The organism is Devosia sp. (assembly GCF_036563435.1).
Classification (GTDB): Bacteria; Pseudomonadota; Alphaproteobacteria; order Rhizobiales; family Devosiaceae; genus Devosia.
Genome location: NZ_DATCMJ010000018.1, coordinates 752,272 through 770,158, shown reverse-complemented (window position 1 = coordinate 770,158; position 17,887 = coordinate 752,272). Strand labels below are relative to the sequence as shown.

At 63.6% G+C, this 17,887-nt stretch carries 17 protein-coding genes; 7 read left to right on the top strand and 10 right to left on the bottom strand.

Annotated features, from left to right (window positions below; all coding sequences use genetic code 11):
• Positions 1 to 122: 122 nt before the first annotated feature.
• Together VIL88_RS16110 and VIL88_RS16105 are read right to left on the bottom strand one after the other, a co-directional pair.
• Positions 123 to 944, bottom strand: coding sequence for a thioredoxin domain-containing protein (locus tag VIL88_RS16110; RefSeq protein WP_331990608.1), 822 nt, complete (start codon positions 942 to 944; stop codon positions 123 to 125).
• A 107-nt stretch (positions 945 to 1,051) separates the two neighbouring features.
• Complete coding sequence (locus VIL88_RS16105; protein WP_331990607.1) at positions 1,052 to 1,561, bottom strand: hypothetical protein; 510 nt, start codon at positions 1,559 to 1,561, stop codon at positions 1,052 to 1,054.
• A 103-nt stretch (positions 1,562 to 1,664) separates the two neighbouring features.
• Between VIL88_RS16105 and mutY the strand changes: the two genes are divergently transcribed.
• On the top strand, positions 1,665 to 2,717 hold the full coding sequence (mutY, locus tag VIL88_RS16100) for an A/G-specific adenine glycosylase (RefSeq protein ID WP_331990606.1): 1,053 nt from the start codon (positions 1,665 to 1,667) through the stop codon (positions 2,715 to 2,717).
• Positions 2,718 to 2,842: 125 nt separating this feature from the next.
• Here mutY and VIL88_RS16095 read toward each other — a convergent pair whose 3' ends face one another.
• The 3 genes from VIL88_RS16095 to VIL88_RS16085 all read right to left on the bottom strand — a co-directional run bounded on the left by VIL88_RS16095 (position 2,843) and on the right by VIL88_RS16085 (position 5,161).
• Complete coding sequence (locus VIL88_RS16095; protein WP_331990605.1) at positions 2,843 to 3,976, bottom strand: site-specific DNA-methyltransferase; 1,134 nt, start codon at positions 3,974 to 3,976, stop codon at positions 2,843 to 2,845.
• Positions 3,977 to 4,081: 105 nt separating this feature from the next.
• Positions 4,082 to 4,744 carry a ribonuclease HII gene (locus tag VIL88_RS16090; RefSeq protein ID WP_331990604.1) on the bottom strand — a complete coding sequence of 221 codons (663 nt, stop codon included), beginning with the start codon at positions 4,742 to 4,744 and terminating at the stop codon, positions 4,082 to 4,084.
• Positions 4,745 to 4,789: 45 nt separating this feature from the next.
• Positions 4,790 to 5,161 carry a DUF4180 domain-containing protein gene (locus VIL88_RS16085; RefSeq protein WP_331990603.1) on the bottom strand — a complete coding sequence of 124 codons (372 nt, stop codon included), beginning with the start codon at positions 5,159 to 5,161 and terminating at the stop codon, positions 4,790 to 4,792.
• 74 nt (positions 5,162 to 5,235) lie between these two features.
• On the opposite strand from VIL88_RS16085, the gene VIL88_RS16080 reads away from it, so the two are divergent.
• Positions 5,236 to 5,820 (top strand): hypothetical protein, encoded by a 585-nt coding sequence (locus VIL88_RS16080; RefSeq protein ID WP_331990602.1) that lies wholly within the window; start codon positions 5,236 to 5,238, stop codon positions 5,818 to 5,820.
• Between the two features lie 22 nt (positions 5,821 to 5,842).
• Positions 5,843 to 6,535, top strand: a complete 693-nt coding sequence (locus tag VIL88_RS16075) for an HAD-IA family hydrolase (protein ID WP_331990601.1) — start codon at positions 5,843 to 5,845, stop codon at positions 6,533 to 6,535.
• Here the strand turns inward: VIL88_RS16075 and VIL88_RS16070 are convergent.
• Positions 6,532 to 7,680, bottom strand: a complete 1,149-nt coding sequence (locus tag VIL88_RS16070) for a PA0069 family radical SAM protein (protein ID WP_331990600.1) — start codon at positions 7,678 to 7,680, stop codon at positions 6,532 to 6,534. The two genes, VIL88_RS16075 and VIL88_RS16070, sit on opposite strands and share 4 nt — an antisense overlap.
• Before the next feature lie 350 nt (positions 7,681 to 8,030).
• On the opposite strand from VIL88_RS16070, the gene VIL88_RS16065 reads away from it, so the two are divergent.
• Positions 8,031 to 9,521, top strand: coding sequence for an MDR family MFS transporter (locus tag VIL88_RS16065; protein WP_331990599.1), 1,491 nt, complete (start codon positions 8,031 to 8,033; stop codon positions 9,519 to 9,521).
• Between the two features lie 45 nt (positions 9,522 to 9,566).
• Here VIL88_RS16065 and moaB read toward each other — a convergent pair whose 3' ends face one another.
• The 3 genes from moaB to VIL88_RS16050 form a co-directional block, all read right to left on the bottom strand.
• Complete coding sequence (moaB, locus tag VIL88_RS16060) at positions 9,567 to 10,103, bottom strand: molybdenum cofactor biosynthesis protein B (RefSeq protein WP_331990598.1); 537 nt, start codon at positions 10,101 to 10,103, stop codon at positions 9,567 to 9,569.
• Complete coding sequence (locus tag VIL88_RS16055) at positions 10,081 to 11,406, bottom strand: MFS transporter (protein ID WP_331990597.1); 1,326 nt, start codon at positions 11,404 to 11,406, stop codon at positions 10,081 to 10,083. The genes moaB and VIL88_RS16055 overlap by 23 nt, the downstream gene beginning before the upstream one ends.
• A 107-nt stretch (positions 11,407 to 11,513) precedes the next feature.
• On the bottom strand, positions 11,514 to 12,320 hold the full coding sequence (locus tag VIL88_RS16050; RefSeq protein ID WP_331990596.1) for a uracil-DNA glycosylase: 807 nt from the start codon (positions 12,318 to 12,320) through the stop codon (positions 11,514 to 11,516).
• A 67-nt stretch (positions 12,321 to 12,387) separates the two neighbouring features.
• On the opposite strand from VIL88_RS16050, the gene VIL88_RS16045 reads away from it, so the two are divergent.
• The 3 genes from VIL88_RS16045 to VIL88_RS16035 all read left to right on the top strand — a co-directional run bounded on the left by VIL88_RS16045 (position 12,388) and on the right by VIL88_RS16035 (position 16,772).
• Complete coding sequence (locus VIL88_RS16045; protein WP_331990595.1) at positions 12,388 to 14,034, top strand: electron transfer flavoprotein-ubiquinone oxidoreductase; 1,647 nt, start codon at positions 12,388 to 12,390, stop codon at positions 14,032 to 14,034.
• Positions 14,035 to 14,139: 105 nt separating this feature from the next.
• On the top strand, positions 14,140 to 15,882 hold the full coding sequence (locus VIL88_RS16040) for a tetratricopeptide repeat protein (protein WP_331990594.1): 1,743 nt from the start codon (positions 14,140 to 14,142) through the stop codon (positions 15,880 to 15,882).
• Positions 15,883 to 15,887: 5 nt separating this feature from the next.
• A complete protein-coding gene (locus tag VIL88_RS16035) occupies positions 15,888 to 16,772 on the top strand; it encodes a 4-(cytidine 5'-diphospho)-2-C-methyl-D-erythritol kinase (RefSeq protein ID WP_331990593.1) in 885 nt (294 codons plus the stop codon).
• On the opposite strand, the gene VIL88_RS16030 is transcribed toward VIL88_RS16035, so the two are convergent.
• Positions 16,767 to 17,840 (bottom strand): polyprenyl synthetase family protein, encoded by a 1,074-nt coding sequence (locus VIL88_RS16030; RefSeq protein ID WP_414650148.1) that lies wholly within the window; start codon positions 17,838 to 17,840, stop codon positions 16,767 to 16,769. The genes VIL88_RS16035 and VIL88_RS16030 overlap by 6 nt on opposite strands.
• Positions 17,841 to 17,887: the final 47 nt, after the last annotated feature.

Below are 17,887 nucleotides of genomic sequence, written 5' to 3'. Positions count from 1 at the left end.
CGGCACCCTTCCCCTTGCGGGGAGGGGTGGAGAGGGGGGCGGACTGCCTATGTATCGTGGCTCTCGTCACCCCCTCCCAGCCTCCCCCGTCAAGGGAGAGGAGCAGATTGCGGATGTGAAGATTACTGCGCAGGCGTCGCTGGGGCCGTTGCAGCAGGGGCAGCTGGAGCCATGGCGTCGCCGGCAGCGGGTTCGGCGGGCGCAGCTGGAGCAGCGGCAGGTGCCTCGGCGGCAGGAGTTGGAGCAGCGGGGGTTGCTGGAGCCGCTTCAGCGGCGCCGGTCGTGGGGACGAAACCGGCAGGAATGAGCGGATCGATTTCCGCCGCAAGCTGCTCCATTGTCTTGTCACCGGTAAGGGTCTTGCCATTGACATAGAATGTCGGGGTGCCTGCCAGACCGAACTCGTTCAGCGCCTGCTCGCGCACGGCTTCCATCCCGGTGAACAGCTCCTGATTCGTCAATGCGGCGTCGAAACTTTCCTGGGTAAAGCCCAACTGCTTGGCGATGTCGAGGATGGCGTCGCGTGGCGCCTGCGAAGCGGCCCAGGTGTTCTGCGTCTTGAAATAGGTCGAGACCACATTGTGGTAATTGGTGGGGCCGGCAGCCTCGGCCAGCATGAACACCGCCGCGTCAAGCACGTTGCGCACGAAGGGCCGCACGATCAGCTTGACCTTGCCGGTATCCACATACTGCTCGATGAAGGTGGGCAGCACATTGTTGGAGAAGGCGGCACAGTGCGGGCAGGTAGGCGACGCATATTCGATGACCGTGACCGGCGCGGTGTCGCTGCCCATCACGTGATCGGCGATTCCGCCGGCCGGAGCCATCAGCTTGGCCACGTCGACCATATCGCCTTCCTCAGCATTAGCGGTGGCAACCCCGCACAGGCTCAGAGCCGAAGCGGCAGCGGCCAGAATAAGGGTTTCGCGGCGGTTGAATTTCACGGCTAACGCTCCTGTTTTTGTTCTGCGCGACACTACACGGGGCAATTGTGTGGGCAAGTGGGCACATTCATCAACCCGGTGTGAACGCTGTGGCCGATGTTTGGTGGCTAATGCCGCTCGCTGCGCGACGTCACGGCATGACCCAGCTTGCGCAGCGCGTCCCGCAATTCGTCGTCAGCAACGGCAGCAACCTGCGCCTCAACCTTGGCAGAGACGGCAGGATCAGGTGCCAGCGGCCCGGCGCTCTTGCTGCCGCTGTTTGGGTTGAACGCTTCGGCTGAGAGGCGCACTGTGTTGACCAGGACAAAGCCGAAATAGCGGTTGACCGCGGCAGCGATCTTGGGGGCATCATGGGCAATGGCCAGGGCATGGCCGGGCATGCAGCGCAGAACCAGCGTTGCGCCTTCTTCGCTTCGTTCGCCGCGTGGCCAGCTGAGCTTGTCGGGAATGGCGACCTCGTCATAAGGCCTGGGCGCCATGACGCTCCAATGCGTGATGATGTCCCGGCTGGCAAAGCCGCGCTTCTTGAGCACGGGGTCAAGCGCGCCCGACAGCACGTCGGCGATGTTCATCGCGCGGTTGCGCCGCTTCGGTTCGGGGAGATCGTCCTTGGCCATGCCCGACAATTACCGTCACCCGGCACGAGGGGCAAGTTCAACAGGTCCGGAGGTGAACGCTTGCCACTTGAACCAGAGGCCGCGCAGACGATATCGGGTGACCATGCATCTTTCCCTCGCTGCTCCCATCGATGCCCCGGCTGTGCTCGGCTGGTATGATCGCCATGCGCGCGATCTGCCCTGGCGGGTGGGCCCGCTCGACCGGGCGCGCGGCATCAAGCCCGACCCCTATCGCATTTGGCTGAGCGAGGTCATGCTGCAACAGACCACGGTGGCGGCGGTGAAGAACTACTTCCTCCGCTTCACCAGCCTCTGGCCCACGGTGCACGACCTGGCGGCAGCGCCGCTCGATAGCGTGCTCAAGGAGTGGGCCGGACTGGGTTACTATGCCAGGGCCCGCAATCTTCACGCCTGCGCCCAGGCCGTGGTCGAGCGGCATGGCGGCGTCTTTCCGCAGAGTGCGGAAGCCCTCCAGACCCTGCCCGGCATCGGCGCCTATACCAGCGCCGCCATTGCGGCCATCTGCTTCGACGAGCCGGTGGCAGTGCTCGATGGAAATCTGGACCGGGTGCTGGCCCGCTACCATGGGCTGCCCGTGCCGGTTCGTGACGTCAAGGATGAGCTCCGCGCTGCGTTGCAGCAATCAGTTCCCCAACGTGCAGGGGACTATGCGCAGGCGATGATGGACTTGGGAGCAACGATCTGCGCGCCACGCACGGCGCTTTGCATGTTGTGCCCGCTCCAGCCGGGTTGCCTTGCGACCAGGACCGGCAACCCCACGATCTACCCCGTCAAGCCGGTCAAGGCGGACCGCCCGGTGCGCAACGGGCATGCCTATGTGATGCTGGACACAGATGGCGACGTTTATCTTCAGAGCCGCCCGAGCAAGGGCTTGTTGGGCGGCATGACGGAGGTGCCAGGCTCCGATTGGGCCTCTGAATTGCCGGCGCCAACCTACCCGGCAGAGGGCGATTGGCGTCACCGCGGGCAGGTGGTGCACGTCTTCACCCATTTTCGGCTCGAACTTGAAGTGTGGTCTGCCCACGTCGCTCCAGCCGGGCTCGACAGTGGCTGGTGGGCGGAGCCGCAGGCGCTCAAAGGTGAGGCCCTGCCGACGCTTTACCGCAAGGTTCTGGCTGCTGCGGGCCTGAAGTAGCCCGTCAATCCGTTAGCGGGCCGGCTTGATGGTGCGATCAAACGCGTGTCGGCATCATGAAAAGAAAGAGGCCGCCGGGGCAAACCGGCGGCCAGTTCAAGAGCCTGAATGATTGGAGGTCAGGATCAGGCAGAAAGCAAATCAAGTTTTGCACGGATATCCGTGCGAAGATCGTCGATGGGCAGGGAGCGCCCGTTCTGCTCGTGGTGCCAGAAAGTCCACCCGTTGCATGACTCGGATCCCTGAACCAGCGCCCCAACCTTGTGGATGGAACCCTGGTGAGTGCCCGAGACGAGCGAGCCGTCTGCACGAACCATGGCGTAGTAACGTCTTGTTAAGTCGAAAAGTTGCGCCCCTGGCTCGATCACACCTTGTTCAACGAGTGAGCCGAACGGGATGCGTGCTTCCTTGCGCTTCGGCTTAACCGACTGCAACGCCTCGAAAACGCCAGGGCGGATGGTCGAGATGCGCTTAAGGGCGGCGTTGATATAGCTCTGCTCCCGCTCGATGCCGATGAAGTGGCGTCCGAGCTTGCGGGCCACGGCGCCCGTCGTCCCGGTACCAAAGAACGGGTCGAGCACGATGTCGCCGGGCTTGGTCGTCGCGTTGAGGATCCGGAAGAGCAGCGCTTCGGGCTTCTGCGTAGGATGAACCTTCCCGTCGTCCTCGTCCTTGAGCCTTTCGGCGCCGGTGCAGATCGGAAAGAGCCAGTCGGACCGCATCTGCGTGTCGTCATTGGCCAGCTTCATCGCCTCGTAGTTGAAGGTGACGCGGCTTTTCTGCGAGCGGGCCGCCCAGATCAGCGTTTCGTGCGCATTGGTGAAGCGCGTGCCGCGGAAGTTCGGCATCGGGTTGGCCTTGCGCCACACGATGTCGTTGAGCATCCAGTAGTCGAGGTCCTGGAGCGCCGTGCCGACGCGGAAAATGTTGTGGTAGGAGCCGATGACCCAGAGGGCACCATCCGGCTTCAGCACGCGCCGGGCCGCCTTGAGCCAGGCGCGGGTGAACTGGTCGTAATGGGCAAAACTGTCGAACTTGTCCCACGCGTCATCCACCGCGTCGACCTTGCTCTGGTCCGGACGGGTCAGCGCCTGCTCGAGCTGCAGGTTATAGGGTGGATCGGCGAAGATGAGATCGACGGAGCCGGCCGGCAAGGCATTCATGTGGTCGATGCAATCGCCCACAAGAATGGTATCGATCGGGAGGCGCGATGCCTCCTCCGCAGCGGCTGACGCAGCCGTACGCGCGGTACGCAACATATACTTAACCCTAACGCAGTACTAACGAGACCGTTATAGCGCGCCAGGGTTAATGGAGAGTTTTGAAGGAGTTAGCGGGACGTTAAGACGGAGCGGTTGAGCCGCTCAGGCGACTTTCACCGAGAGCCGGATACGCGCCCATGCTTCCCGCACAGGGGCGAATTCCTCCCGATGATGCCGGCAGGGACCATGCTCTTCGAGCGCGCGCATGTGCTGCGGCGTCGAATAGCCCTTGTGGCCGGCAAAGCCGAAATGCGGTGCGTCGCAATCCATGACCTGGCACATGCGATCGCGCGTGACCTTGGCGACCACGGAAGCCGCTGCGATGGACACGCTGCGGCCGTCGCCACCGATCAGCGCTGTGCCCTCGCAGGGGAGGCCGAGCGGAACGTCGCGGCCGTCCACCAGGACGCGATCCGGCGCTACGCCAAGGCTGCGGGCGGCTTGCGCCATGCCCCAGAGCGTGGCGCCGCGAATGTTGTGGCTGAGGATGATCGTGGGCGGCGCCACGACGACAGACACGGCGAGTGCCGTATCCATGATCTGGCCGAACAAGAGCTCGCGCTGTTCCTTGGTGAGCTTCTTGGAATCGTTGAGGCCCGGCGGGATCGCCAGCGGGTCCAGCACCACGGCCGAGACCACGACCGGCCCCGCCAGGGGTCCGCGCCCGGCCTCGTCGATACCCGCCACGATGCGCGCACCCCGAGCCCTAAGCTCGCGCTCATGACTATAGTCGGGTTCTGTCTGCTGGGGCGAATCGAACAACATGGCGCCAGCATCCCCGCCACGCCTCCTAAGTCAACGGCGCAGCAATCACAGCCGCGCCAGCAGGGCCTCGCGATCCGGCACGAAGAGGTGGTTGCCGATGCGGTTGGTTTCGCCAACGAAATCGCGCAGCGACTTGCTTTCACTCACCCACTTCGAGATGTCGCCCAGGATCACCAGGCGCAGTCCGTAGTTCTGCATCTTCTGGAAGAACGCGCCGGCCAATCTGCTGCTGAGATCGAAGAACCTGGGGTCCAGCCGTTCCGTTGGCACCACGACGAAGCCGAAGTCGGTGCCATAGGTCAGGCCGACGAGGTCCACCGCATCCTGTTCGCTGGCAAGCACTGGTCCGTCCACCGGCAGTTCAAGCAGGTTCACGCCCTTGTGGGCGGTAACCACCACGTCTGATTGTTGATCCATTTGGGCTCGTGCCTATTCCGTCACAATGCCGTTGCTATAATGGGTAGGCTGGGGGCAGCAAAGAAAGAACCCGCATGATCATCCGCACCGGCATCATCGTCGCCACGCTGATACTCTCGGCAGGATGGACCATGGCCGAACCGTTCCGGCACTCGAGCGGCGAGTGGCGGGAATACCATCGCGACTGGCTGGCTGCCTGCCCCGACATGATCAATGAAGATGCGGTGGATTATTACGGCTATTCCTGCTTTGCCAGCACTGGCAGCGAGGAACTCAACAGCGCCAACCTGCCAGCCTACAAGCTGACGATCCTGCGCAACCGCCTCGACGGCCAGCTCGATGTTGCCATCACCATGGCCGCTGACGATGCCGAACCGGATCTGGACGGAACCGTTGTTCTCGCCTTTGGCGGAGAGGCGCCCCTTCGGCTGAGCTTCGCCAATGATCTTGAAACGCGCTACAATACGACCAACCAGTTCTATGTGGTGGACGAAGCTAAACGCACCGAACTGATCGAGCGCATGAAGGCGCGCAATGCCGTCACCATGATCGTGCCCTTGCGGGGCGCCAAGAACGAGAGCGTGCGGCTCTCCCTTCGAGGCGTTGCCGCCTCGCTCGATTTTATGGCTGCCTATGCCCGCAAGGTGGCGCAATACTGATACTTTCTCCCGGACTTTTTCCATGAAGCTCAAGCCAGGCGCTGCGCTGCTGTTCGATATTGACGGCACGCTTGCCGATACCGATCCCATTCACCTCCAGGCGTTCAACACCGCCTTCGCGCCCTATGGCCACAGCTTCGACAAGGCGCGCTTTTCGTGCGAATTGCAGGGGCTGGCCAACGTCGCCATCGCTGCGCGCTTTGTGCCGCATCTGTCGCCCGAAGCAGGCATGCAGGTGCTGGAGGAAAAGGAGAAGCTGTTCCGCGAACTGGTCGCCGAAGCCATTCATCCCGTTCCGGGCCTGTTCGAGTTGATGGATTTCGCTGATCGGCACGGCGTGCCCATGGCTGCGGTGACCAATGCCCCGCGCGCCAATGCCGAGCTGCTGCTTGACGGGCTTGGTGTGCGCGGCCGCTTTCAGGCCATCGTAATCGGCGCCGAACTGCCCTATGGCAAGCCGCATCCTCTCCCTTACCTGGAAGGGCTCCGCCTCCTGGGTGCTGATGCCGCGCATTCGGTGGCCTTCGAGGATTCGCGCACCGGCATCGCCTCTGCCGCAGCGGCAGGTATTGCCACCGTGGGCATCCGCACAAGCCTCGTGCACGAAGACCTCGAGGCTGCCGGCGCTGTCATCTCGGTGGATGGCTACGATGATCCCGGCCTGCAGGCGTTTATCGCCGAGCGCATTGCGCTGCGCGAAACCAGTTCTGGCTAGAACAGGCTCATCTGCCGGTCTTCCAGCCGCGGAGCAATGAAGAGGTCGTTCCGCAGGCCCGGTAGCTTGGCTTCAAGGCCATAGCGCTCGCGCGCCTTCTCGAAACGCTGCCGCAGAAGCGTGGCATAGGGGCCTTCGCCGGTCATCCGGGTGCCCCAGCGCGAGTCGTAATCCTTGCCGCCGCGCGTGTCACGCACCAGCGCAAGCACATGCCGCACCCGGTCCGGAAAATGGCGCAGCAGCCATTCGCGGAAGATATCGCGCACTTCGCCGGGCAGGCGCAGAAGGATCATGGAAGCGCTGACCGCGCCCTGGGCCTTTGCGGCATCCAGGATGCGCTCAAGTTCCATGTCGTTGATCGCCGGGATCATGGGCGAGGCGAACACCGAGACCGGCACTCCCGCTTCGCTGAGCAGGCGGATCGCTTCCAGGCGCCGAGCCGGGGAGGAGGCACGGGGCTCCATCTTGCGGCTGAGCTTGTGGTCCATGGATGTCATGGAAATTGCGACCTTCACGAGGCCAAGCTTGGCCAATTCCGTCAGCAGGTCGAGGTCGCGAATGATCAGCGCCGACTTGGTGGTGATCATCACCGGATGCCGGGTTTCCAGCATAACCTCGAGGATGCCGCGGGTCAGCTTGTGCTTGCGCTCGGCCGGCTGATAGGGATCGGTATTGGTCCCCATGGCGATGGGCTTGACCTTGTAGCTCTTGGCGCCGAGCTCCGCCCGCAGTGCTTCAACCGCATTGACCTTGACGTAGATGTCCCGCTCGAACTCGATGCCCGCCGAATGCCCGAGGAACGCATGCGTTGGCCGGGCGAAGCAATATGAGCAGCCGTGCTCGCAGCCACGATAGGCGTTGATCGAGCGCTCGAAGCCGATATCGGGGCTGTCATTGCTAGTGATGATGGTCTTGGCGCGTTCGACATGCTCCACTGTCTCGAAGATCGACAGGGGCTCCACATTGTCCCAACCGTCGTCGAAGCGTTCACGCGTCTGCTTCTCGAAGCGGCCGGTGAAGTTGGTTTGTGCGCCGCGCCCGCGAATGCGATCCGGGTCCAGCAACTCACGGCGCGCCAGGTCAGCGTCGCGGCTGCGGCTCAGCCGTTCCAGTGCTTCAAACGAGGGTGCCTGATAGAGTGCCATAAGTCGTCTCCTGCCGGCTGCGCGCTGTCGAATCGCGACGGCGCCGCATGCGCTTACCTGTAGCAGGGGAATGAGAACAAAACAAGAACTGTGACTGCTGCCTGGATCACATATGGGAAGAGCGGCGGCAAAGTTGAAGAGCCGGCCATGCCGATTTGCATCGGTGAATTGCGATAAAGGCGATAGACGCTCTCTGGCTGCTGCTCTAGACAGCCAGACCCTTCGCGAGGCTGGCTGCAGTCGCGCAACTACTGACAGCAGCTGTCGCGAAGCAGTTTCAACGGTGCTGTAGAAATCGGGCGGCCCCGTTCGTCGTCCGGAAGCCGCCACAGTCGCATCTGAGGGATATCATGAGTACCGACGCAACAACATTTGACGCCATGCCGATAAGCGAACCGGTAAGCCAGAGCGACGCCGCCCGCAACCGGCTGGTCATTGCCCTCCTGCTGGTTTCGACCTTCGTGGTGTTTCTCAACGAAACCATCATGAGCGTGGCCATTCCGCACCTGATGACCGATCTGGGTGTGGCGGCCAGCGTGGCGCAGTGGCTGACGACGGCCTTCCTCCTCACCATGGCGGTCGTGATCCCGGTCACTGGCTTCCTGCTGCAGCGGCTCAATACGCGGCCGATCTTCCTGCTGGCCATGTCGATCTTCACCTCGGGCACGCTGCTTTGCGCCGTCGCCCCGGGAATCGAACTGCTGATCGTGGGCCGCGTCGTGCAAGCAGTGGGTACGGCCATCATGATGCCGTTGCTGATGACCACCGTCATGACCCTGGTGCCACCCGAGGCACGCGGCAAGACCATGGGCAACATCTCCATCGTCATGTCCGTGGCGCCCGCTATCGGCCCAACGATCGGTGGATTCATTCTGGCCAACCTCGAATGGCGCTGGATGTTCATCCTCGTACTGCCGATTGCCGTCGGCGCGCTGGCCCTCGGTGCCCGCAAGATCCAGAATGTCTCGACGCCACGCTATGCCCCCCTGGACGTAACTTCCGTCGTCCTGTCGGCGCTCGCCTTTGGTGGGCTGATCTACGGCCTGTCGAGCTTCGGCGAAAGCTTCGCCCATACGGGTGAGGCTGGCCCGATCCCGGTTTGGATGCCGATCGCAATCGGTGCGCTTGCCATGGCCGTCTTCGTCTGGCGCCAGTTGCGCCTGCAGAACGAAAACAAGGCCCTGCTCGACCTGCGTGTCTTCCAGTCGCGCAACTATGCGGTGTCGGTCAGCATGATGCTGGTGGCCATGATGACGCTCTTCGGCACGGTGATCCTGCTGCCGATCTACACCCAGAGCGTGGTGGGCCTCGATACGCTGCAGACGGGCCTGCTGCTCCTGCCAGGCGGCCTGATCATGGGCTTGATGGGTCCCGTCGTCGGCCGCCTCTATGACCGCTATGGCCCCACCGTACTGGCCGTGCCGGGCGCCGTGCTGGTTTCTTTGGTCATGTGGGCGCTGACGCTGGTCGGCAAGGACACTTCGGTCTGGGCGCTGCTGGCCGGGCATGTGGTGATCAGTGTCGGCCTGGCGCTGATCTTCACGCCTGTCTTCACCTCGTCCATGGGCTCGGTGCGCAAGGAGCTTTATTCCCACGCCTCGGCCGTGCTGGGTTCGGTGCAGCAACTGGCGGGGGCGGCCGGCATCGCGCTGTTCATCGCCCTGATGACCATCCGCACCGCCAGCCTTGCGGCGGAAGGGCTCGAGCCGGTTGACGCACTGGCGGGCGGTATTCGCCTGGCATTCCTCGTGGGGGCGATCATTTCGCTGTTCGCGATCGTCGCCGCCTTCTTCATTCGCAAGCCGGCGGGTGGGGAGCCAGGTATGGGCCACGGTCACTGATCAAAATTGGACTTCGCAACGGCGCCTTCAGGCGCCGTTGTTGTTTCAGCGTTCGTCGAGCCGCGGCATGAGTTCCACGAAGTTGCAAGGCTTGTGCCGATAGTCGAGCTGATGGGTCAGGATGCCTTCCCAGGCATCGCGGCAGGCGCCGCGGGAGCCGGGCAGGCAGAACACGAAGGTTGTGCCGATCAGGCCGGCCGTGGCGCGGGACTGGATGGAACTGGTGCCCACAGTCGTCGCCGAATACTGGTGGAACAGCACGGAAAACCCGTCCATGCGCTTGTCGAAAAGCGGCTCCACGGCTTCGGGTGTCACGTCGCGCCCGGAAAAGCCCGTGCCGCCGGTCGTCAGCACCACATCCACCATCGGATCGGCAACAAGGTTCTGTACCGCCTGCCGGATCAGTTGGATCTCGTCACGGACCACGAGGCGCTGCGCGCAATGGTGACCGTCGGCTTCGAGAAGTGACTTGAGCAGCGCTCCGCCGGTGTCGGTTTCCAGCGTCCGCGTATCGGAAACAGCGATGACGGCAATCGAAAGCGGCTTGAACTGGCGGTCCTCAAACCGTGCTGTTTTGAACATCGCGTCCATCCTCGTTCTGCGTCATCAACTCATCCGGCACCGGGGCTTCGGCATGACCCATCTCGGGAGCGTCGCCATCGGCGCGCGGATCGAGTTCGATGCTTTCGAGCGTCACCTGCTTGTCGCTACCCATGGGCTGGAACGGCGCACGGTCGGCAGCATCGAGGCTCTTGCGCTGGCTCATGCGCCAATAGGCAAAGCCGGTGATCACGGCGTGGAACACGGCCGTGACCAAGAACAGCGCAACAGGCGAAATGCCGCCCATCAGCAATGATGCCAATGTCGGGCCGATGGCCAGACCCACGCCCAGGATAAGCAACATGCCGCCGGCAACGCGGGCGAACTCGCCTTCGCGTGCAAAGTCGTTGGCATGTGCGACGGCGATGGCATAGAGCGGATTGGCGGTCAGGCCATAGATGGCGAACAGCACATACATGAGCCAGCCGGCGCCGGGATTGAGAACAAAGATCACGGCGCCCGTGAGCGCTGCGCCGCCGCCCAGGCCGACCATGACCCAGCGGCGGTCAATCCGGTCCGACAGGCGCCCGAACGGTATCTGCCCGGCAGCGCCGGCAATTGCCGCAATGGCGAAGAGAAAGGCGATGCCGCCGGCGTTGAGTCCCTGCTCATAGCCATAGACCGGTGCCAGCGTACCGAAGGAGCCATTGGCCATGCCGCAGCAAAAGGCGGCGACAGCGGCAACAGGCGAGGTGCGGATCAACAGGCCCAGATCGAGCTTGGCGGAGGCGAGAGGGCGCGGCTGCGGGCTCGAGGTTAGTGCCGTCGGCAGAACGGCGCAGATGAAGCTGATGGCCCCGACGATAAACGGGACATAGCCTGCCGTGCCGGTGATCGACATGGCGATCTGCCCGGCCGTGGAAGCCGTCATGTTGATGGTGGTGTAGACCGAAAAGATCGTGCCCCGGCTCTTGTTCTCCGCGACTTCATTGAGCCAGCTCTCGACGATCATCGCCGCACCGGCGAAGCAGAAGCCCGAAAGCGCGCGCAGGAGGATCCAGCTGATGTCGTTGACCAGCAGGAGGTTGAGCAGGATGGTGACGGTGCCGATGGCCGCCATGACCGAGAAGGCGCGAATATGGCCGACATTGCGGACCACGAGCGGCACCGTGATGGATCCAGTGACGAACCCAACCGACCAGCCGGTGCCGATCAGGCCGAGGGCGAGCAGCGAAAAGCCCTCCTCGGCGCCGCGGACTGACAGAAGCAGGCCCTGCAGCCCGCCACCGAACATAAGAAGAGCGGAGCCCAGGAAGAGGGCATAGATCTTGATTACAGAGGCCATGACGCTTTCGGCTGTGCTGAATCGGAAGAGCGTTGCAAATCACGCAAGCATGACGATAGCGCGGCAGGGCGAAAATGGCAGGGCTGAATTGCCATGCCTGCAGAGATTTAGAGGAGGCCCAGTTCGCTTGCTCTAAGCTTGAGGCTCAGCATGTCGCGCCAAGCCTGCTGCTTGGCGGCTGGATTGCGCAGCAGATAGGCGGGATGCAGGGTAGCGATGGCCGCCACCTCGTGGTTGCCGAAGCTGACGTCGCTCCACTTGCCGCGCATCTTGATGATGCCGTTGGACGTCGAGAACACCGTCTGCATGGCAGGGCCGCCAAGCGTCATGACAAGTTTCGGAGCAACCAGCTCGACCTGGCGATGAAGAAACGGCAGGCAGAGCGCCATTTCTTCCGGCGTCGGCGTGCGATTGCCCGGCGGCCGCCACGGCACGGTGTTGGCGATATAGACCTTGGTGCGGTCAAGGCCAATGGCACCCAGCATGCGGTCCAGCAACTGTCCCGATTTCCCGACGAAGGGCTTGCCCTGCCGGTCCTCTTCGGCGCCGGGCGCTTCGCCAATCAGCATGATCTCGGCCTCAGGATTACCGTCGGCAAAGACCAGTTGCGTAGCCCGGAGCTTGAGCCCGCAACCGTCATAGGCTCCCAGGAGCCGTTCCAGCTCCACCAAGGATTGCGCCGAGGCAGCAAGGCTTCGTGCTTCTGAAGGGTCGCCACCGAGCAGCAGTGGCTCCGCTGGACGGTCCACGACACCCGCTGGGCCCGGAACATTCGGCAGGGTGACGCGCGCCGGCGGCCGTTGGGCGAAACGGTCGACCGGCTCCTCGCCCACCGCGAGATCGACGCCTGCCGCGCGGTACCAGTCGAGTACCGACAGCATCTCGTCGTGATTTAGCGGTCGATCTTCAGCCATGTTCTCTGTTATGTCACAGCCCGTTTGGCGCGGCCAGCCGCGCCCTGGCTCCATGAGGCACTCCTATATGGCAGAGGTCGGCTCCCGCGAAACCCTTTCCACCGATGTATTGATCGTCGGTGCGGGTCCTGCGGGTCTGTCTGCCGCCATCCGCATCAAGCAGCGCCACCCCGAGCTTGCCGTCACGGTGGTGGAAAAATCCGCCGAGCTTGGCGGCCATATCCTTTCAGGCGCGGTGATGGATCCGGTGGGGCTTGATGCGCTGATCCCCGATTGGCGGATCAAGGGAGCGCCGGTAGGGCCCGACGTCACCACCGACACCTATCATTTCCTCACCAGCAAGCACGACTTCGCGCTGCCTCATGCCCTGGTGCCGCCGCAGATGCGGACGCCCAACGCGGTCATCGTCAGCTTGGGGAGCCTTGTGCGCTGGCTCGGCGAGCAGGCGGCCGAACTGGGCGTTGATATCTTTCCCATGACGGCTGCCGTGGATGTTCTGGGGGGCAATGGTGCGCCCATACGGGGCATCATCACCGGGGACTTGGGCCGCCACGCCGACGGCACGCCCAAGCCGGGCTTCGCCGAAGGCATAGCGCTCGAAGCCAAATATACGCTGATCGCCGAAGGTGCACGCGGCTCCCTTGCCAAGCAGCTGATGGCAAGCGAACAGCTTGAGCGGGAACCGCAAAAGCATGGTCTCGGCATCAAGGAAGTCTGGGAGATTTCGGCAGACAAGCATCGGCCAGGGCAGGTCGACCACTATCTGGGCTTTCCGCTCGACAACGGCACCGCCGGGGGCGGCTTCGTCTACCATGCGGAAGATCGCAAGCTTTATGTAGGGCTGGTGACCTATCTCGATTATCGCGATCCCACCCTGTCCCCCTTCGACGAGTTCCAGCGCTTCAAGATTCACAAGTCGGTTGCCTCGCTATTGGAAGGCGGTACCCGCATCAGCTATGGCGCACGCGCGGTCACCGCAGGCGGATGGCAGTCCGTTCCTACGCTCGCCTTTCCCGGAGGTGGACTTATCGGTTGCGCGGCCGGCTTCATGAACGCGCCGCGACTCAAGGCGATCCACAATGCCATTCTGTCCGGCATCGGGGCGGCCGATGCCGTGGCCTCGGCGATCGCTCAAGGGCGCCAGCACGATCTGATTGCCGACTTCGGTCACCGCGTCATGGCAACCGGTATTGCGGATGAATTGAGGGGCGTGCGCAACATCAAGCCGCTCTGGAGCAGGCTGGGCACCATTGCCGGCTCGCTGGCGAGCGGAATCGAACTCTGGACCTCAGCCATTCTCGGCCGGTCCTTGCTGGGCACGCTGCATCATCGCGAGCGGGACTACCAGGGTCTTCAGCCGAGAGCAGGCTTTCCCGGCCGCAACTATGGCAAGCCCGATGGCAAGCTGACATTCGACCGCGCGTCCTCGGTCTATCTGGCGAACCTCGCGCACGATGAAGACCAGCCGGTGCATCTACGTCTTGCCGATCCGGCCGTACCCATCCGCGACAACCTGCCCAAGTATGGTGAGCCGGCGCCGCTCTATTGCCCTGCCGGCGTCTACGAAGTGGCCGAGGAGGGCGAAGAGCCTATATTCCGCATTCACGCCGCCAACTGCGTGCATTGCAAGACCTGCGACATCAAGGACCCCGCCCAGAACATCACCTGGGTGCCACCCGAAGGAGGCAGCGGGCCCAACTATGTCGGGATGTAGCCTTGGCTCCATCACGCTATGTGGCGCGCCCTTGCGGGACGGTCCCAAAACAGACAATCTTCGCCGCCAGAACGGGCGGGTGAGCCCAAGGGAGATTCAAGCCTCGTGACTTCGCTTCTGCATCGCTTCGCCCGCGCGGCGCTTGTTCCCATGCTGCTCTCGGCCACGGCGCTGCAACCTGCCGCTGCGGCCCAGGCGGTGCAGACCGCCCAATCGAGCCCTCTGGAGCAGTTCAACCTCCTGCCGCTGTTCCGCACCAGCGTGACCGGCGCCTACATGGCGGGGCAGCAAGCCCTTCAGGATCTGCGCACCGAAGAGGCTGCGCGCTATTTCAACAACGCCGCCCAGGGTGAATGGGACAACCCCATCCTGGTGGAACGCGCCTTCATCGCCTTTGCCGCGGATGGCCAGATCGGACAGGCGGCATCCACCGCCAAGCACCTGCTGGAACTCGATCCTGACAACGAACTGGCGGAACTGGTGGTCGCCACTGAAGCACTCAAAGAGCGTCGCTACGGCGCGGCCGAACAGATGCTGGGCGCCATTGGGCAGGAGAGCTTCACCGGCATCACCGCAGGCATCCTCCGGGCCTGGGCGCTGGTGGGCGACAATCGCAAGGATGAAGCCGACCGGCTGCTGGATGAACTCGGACAGTCCGGTCTTGAAGACTTCCTGGTGTTCCACCGCGCCCTGATGGCGGAATCGAGCGGCGACAACGCCACCGCCATCGAACTTGCCGGCCGAGCCTTCGATGCTGAGCCCTATGTTGCGCGCATCGTCGAGGTCTATGCCCGCAGCCTCGCCAATTCGGGAGAGTTCGAGCAGGCCAAGGAGGTTATCGCCCAATACGAGGATCAGGGCCTGACTCATCCGGTGGTGACGCTGGTCAAGGAACAGATCGACGCGGGGCAGCGCCCCGGCATATTTGCCAGCAATGTGCAGGTCGGCGCGGCCGAGATGTTCCACGGCATCGGTGTCGCGCTGTCACGGGACGGCAATCTCGACCTGTCGCTGGTCTTTCTCCGGCTGGGCCTTTACCTAGACCCCTCAGCGGACGTGATCTCGCTGGCCGTGGGGCAGTTGCTTGATGCGGCCAACCAGCACGAGGCCGCCAATGTGATCTACGAGGCGGTGCCGATCACCTCGCCGATGAAGCCCACGGCGGTGGTTCGGGTCGCGACCAACCTCGATGCCACGGGCGATCGCGGCGAGGCGCTGCGCAGGCTCAACAACATCGTCACCAGCCGGCCGGAAGACCTCGATGCCCTTTCGGTCTATGGCGACCTGCTGCGCTATGACGAGCAATATACCAAGGCGGCCGAGGTTTACTCGGAGGCGCTGGAACTGACCGGCGGTGACAGCCCGGCCGATTGGCGCTTCTACTATGTGCGCGGCATCGCCTATGAGCGCGCCAAGGAATGGCCGAAGGCGGAGGCGGATTTCCTCAAGGCGCTTGAGCTCAATCCTGATCAGCCGGCGGTGCTGAATTACCTGGGCTATTCCTGGATCGACCAAGACATGAACCTCGAGCCGGCGCTGGAGATGATCGAGAAGGCCGTCGAGGCGCAGCCGCAGGATGGCTATATCGTCGACTCGCTGGGTTGGGCCTTCTACAAGCTCGGCCGCATCGAGGAAGCCGTGGAGACGCTGGAGCGCGCCGTGATGCTGCGGCCCAACGATGCCGAGATCAACGACCATCTGGGCGATGCCTACTGGAAGGCCGGGCGCAAGCTAGAGGCGCGGTTCCAGTGGAATGTGGCTGCTTCGGTCGATGAAGAGGGCAATGTCAAGGAGCGGGTGGCGCCCAAGCTGGCTGACGGGCTTACCGAAGCCAACCAGACCGAATAGCCCTGATGGACGACATCCCGGTGCAACTGGCTCCGGCCAAGGTCAACCTTGCGCTGCACGTCACCCGTCGGCGTGAAGACGGCTATCATGACCTCGAGAGTTTAGTGGTCTTTGCTGACCTCGCCGACGAGCTTTCCGCCACCGCAGCAGGCACCGATACGCTCACAATCGGTGGTCCATTCGCTAGCACGCTGTCAGCAGGAGAGGGGAACCTCGTATCCCGCGCCGTTGCCGCCTTTCGCGCACGGTGGCCGGGTGCGGTCGAGACGGGTCTGGCACTGCACCTGACCAAGAACCTGCCGGTGGCGGCAGGCATCGGTGGCGGCTCGGCCGATGCCGCCGCCGCATTGCGCCTCATGGCCTCGCTGGCAAGCCAAGTTATACCGGTTGCAGAGCTCGCGCAGCTGGCGGCCCGCCTGGGTGCCGACGTTCCGGCTTGCCTTGTATCGGCGCCGCTCGTGGCACGTGGCGTGGGCGAAGTGCTCTCACCCTTGCCGCAGTTCCCGGCCTGCCACATCGTGCTGGTCAATCCGATGATCCCGCTGGCCACGGCCGACGTGTTCCGGCGGCTGCGCGCGCATGACAATTACCCTCTGCCCGAACTGCCGTCGCCGCTGACGCGACCGGCACAGTTGGGGATCTGGCTGGCCGAGACGCGCAACGACCTCCAGCCGCCCGCCGTCAAGCTGGTTCCCGTGATCGGTGACATCGTGGACGAGCTGGCGCAGACGCAGGGTTGTATCCTCGCCCGCATGTCGGGGTCGGGCGCAACGGTGTTCGGCCTTTTCGGCTCAAGCGGGCAGGCGCATCAGGCTGCCCAGGTCATGCGGGCAAGCCATCCCGATCATTGGGTGGCCGCGGCACCGCTGCTGGTGCCGCAAGAGCTATGAGGCGCGGGCGACGCTGAATTCGACCACGTCGCCCAGCAGCGTCCGCATCTCGGAAGGGGGGAGAACGTCGAGTGCCGCCTTGGCGGCGCGGGCATGGCCGTGCGCCTGGTCGGTGGTGCGGGCCAGCGTCTGATAGCGCTCCATGATGGCAACCACTGCGGCCACCTGTTCAGCGGTGGCATTGGCATCGCCCAGGGAGCCGGCGATGATCTCGCGCTCCTGCGCGTTGCTTTCTCCCAGCGCCAAAATCACCGGCAGGGTCATCTTGCCCTCGCGCAGGTCGTCGCCGGTATTCTTGCCGAGCGCGCCTGATTCACCGCCGTAGTCGAGCACGTCGTCAACCAGCTGGAACGCATTGCCAAGTTCAAGGCCGTAACGCGCCAGGGCCTGCCGCCCCGCCTCGTCGGCACCACCGGACATGGCACCCACTTCGCACGCTGCCTCGAACAGAACGGCGGTCTTGGCGCGGATCACCTCGGCATAGTCTTCGGGCGTCGTGGCAAGGTCACCGGTCTTGGCGAGCTGGAACACCTCGCCCTCCGCCATGACGGCAGAGGCGGCCGAAAGGACGCCGAGTGCACCGATGTCGCCGGTTTCCACCATCATCATGAAGGCCTGGCCCAGGAGAAAGTCCCCCACCAGGATCGAGGCCTTATTGCCCCAGACCATGCGGGCCGCCGGCTTGCCGCGGCGCATGTCGCTCTCGTCGACGACATCGTCGTGGAGCAGGGTAGCATTGTGCATGAACTCCACGGCCGCCGCGAAATTGATGGCCGAGCCCGAACCCTTGCCGAACAGCTGGGCTGCGGCCACCGTCAGCATGGGGCGCAGGCGCTTGCCACCGCTCTCGATGAGGTAACGGGCCAGTTCGGGGACCATTTCCACGTGGGAGTCGGCGCGGCTCAGAATCAGGGCATTGACCTTGGCCATGTCGGCCTCGGTTGCCGACAGGAGCCGCTCGATCGGATTGGCTTCCGGCGCTTGTTTGATCTGCGTCAGAACTGACACTGTTGTTCCGTCCTCGTTTGCCGCTTGGCAAATGTGGTTGAGCCTGCTGCACGGGCGCATATAAGGTCACGCCAGACCGGCCACTAAGGGTGCGATGTCCCTAGACC

Bases quoted from the DNA above. Each gene is read 5' to 3' on its own strand.
- VIL88_RS16045 (WP_331990595.1), top strand. From the start codon at position 12,388: ATGGCAGAGGTCGGCTCCCGCGAAACCCTTTCCACCGATGTATTGATC.
- VIL88_RS16105 (WP_331990607.1), bottom strand. From the start codon at position 1,561: ATGGCCAAGGACGATCTCCCCGAACCGAAGCGGCGCAACCGCGCGATG.
- VIL88_RS16080 (WP_331990602.1), top strand. From the start codon at position 5,236: ATGATCATCCGCACCGGCATCATCGTCGCCACGCTGATACTCTCGGCA.
- VIL88_RS16095 (WP_331990605.1), bottom strand. From the start codon at position 3,976: ATGTTGCGTACCGCGCGTACGGCTGCGTCAGCCGCTGCGGAGGAGGCA.
- VIL88_RS16090 (WP_331990604.1), bottom strand. From the start codon at position 4,744: ATGTTGTTCGATTCGCCCCAGCAGACAGAACCCGACTATAGTCATGAG.
- VIL88_RS16085 (WP_331990603.1), bottom strand. From the start codon at position 5,161: ATGGATCAACAATCAGACGTGGTGGTTACCGCCCACAAGGGCGTGAAC.
- VIL88_RS16035 (WP_331990593.1), top strand. From the start codon at position 15,888: ATGGACGACATCCCGGTGCAACTGGCTCCGGCCAAGGTCAACCTTGCG.
- VIL88_RS16050 (WP_331990596.1), bottom strand. From the start codon at position 12,320: ATGGCTGAAGATCGACCGCTAAATCACGACGAGATGCTGTCGGTACTC.
- moaB (WP_331990598.1), bottom strand. From the start codon at position 10,103: ATGTTCAAAACAGCACGGTTTGAGGACCGCCAGTTCAAGCCGCTTTCG.
- VIL88_RS16065 (WP_331990599.1), top strand. From the start codon at position 8,031: ATGAGTACCGACGCAACAACATTTGACGCCATGCCGATAAGCGAACCG.
- VIL88_RS16030 (WP_414650148.1), bottom strand. From the start codon at position 17,840: ATGCGCCCGTGCAGCAGGCTCAACCACATTTGCCAAGCGGCAAACGAG.
- VIL88_RS16070 (WP_331990600.1), bottom strand. From the start codon at position 7,680: ATGGCACTCTATCAGGCACCCTCGTTTGAAGCACTGGAACGGCTGAGC.
- VIL88_RS16075 (WP_331990601.1), top strand. From the start codon at position 5,843: ATGAAGCTCAAGCCAGGCGCTGCGCTGCTGTTCGATATTGACGGCACG.
- VIL88_RS16055 (WP_331990597.1), bottom strand. From the start codon at position 11,406: ATGGCCTCTGTAATCAAGATCTATGCCCTCTTCCTGGGCTCCGCTCTT.
- mutY (WP_331990606.1), top strand. From the start codon at position 1,665: ATGCATCTTTCCCTCGCTGCTCCCATCGATGCCCCGGCTGTGCTCGGC.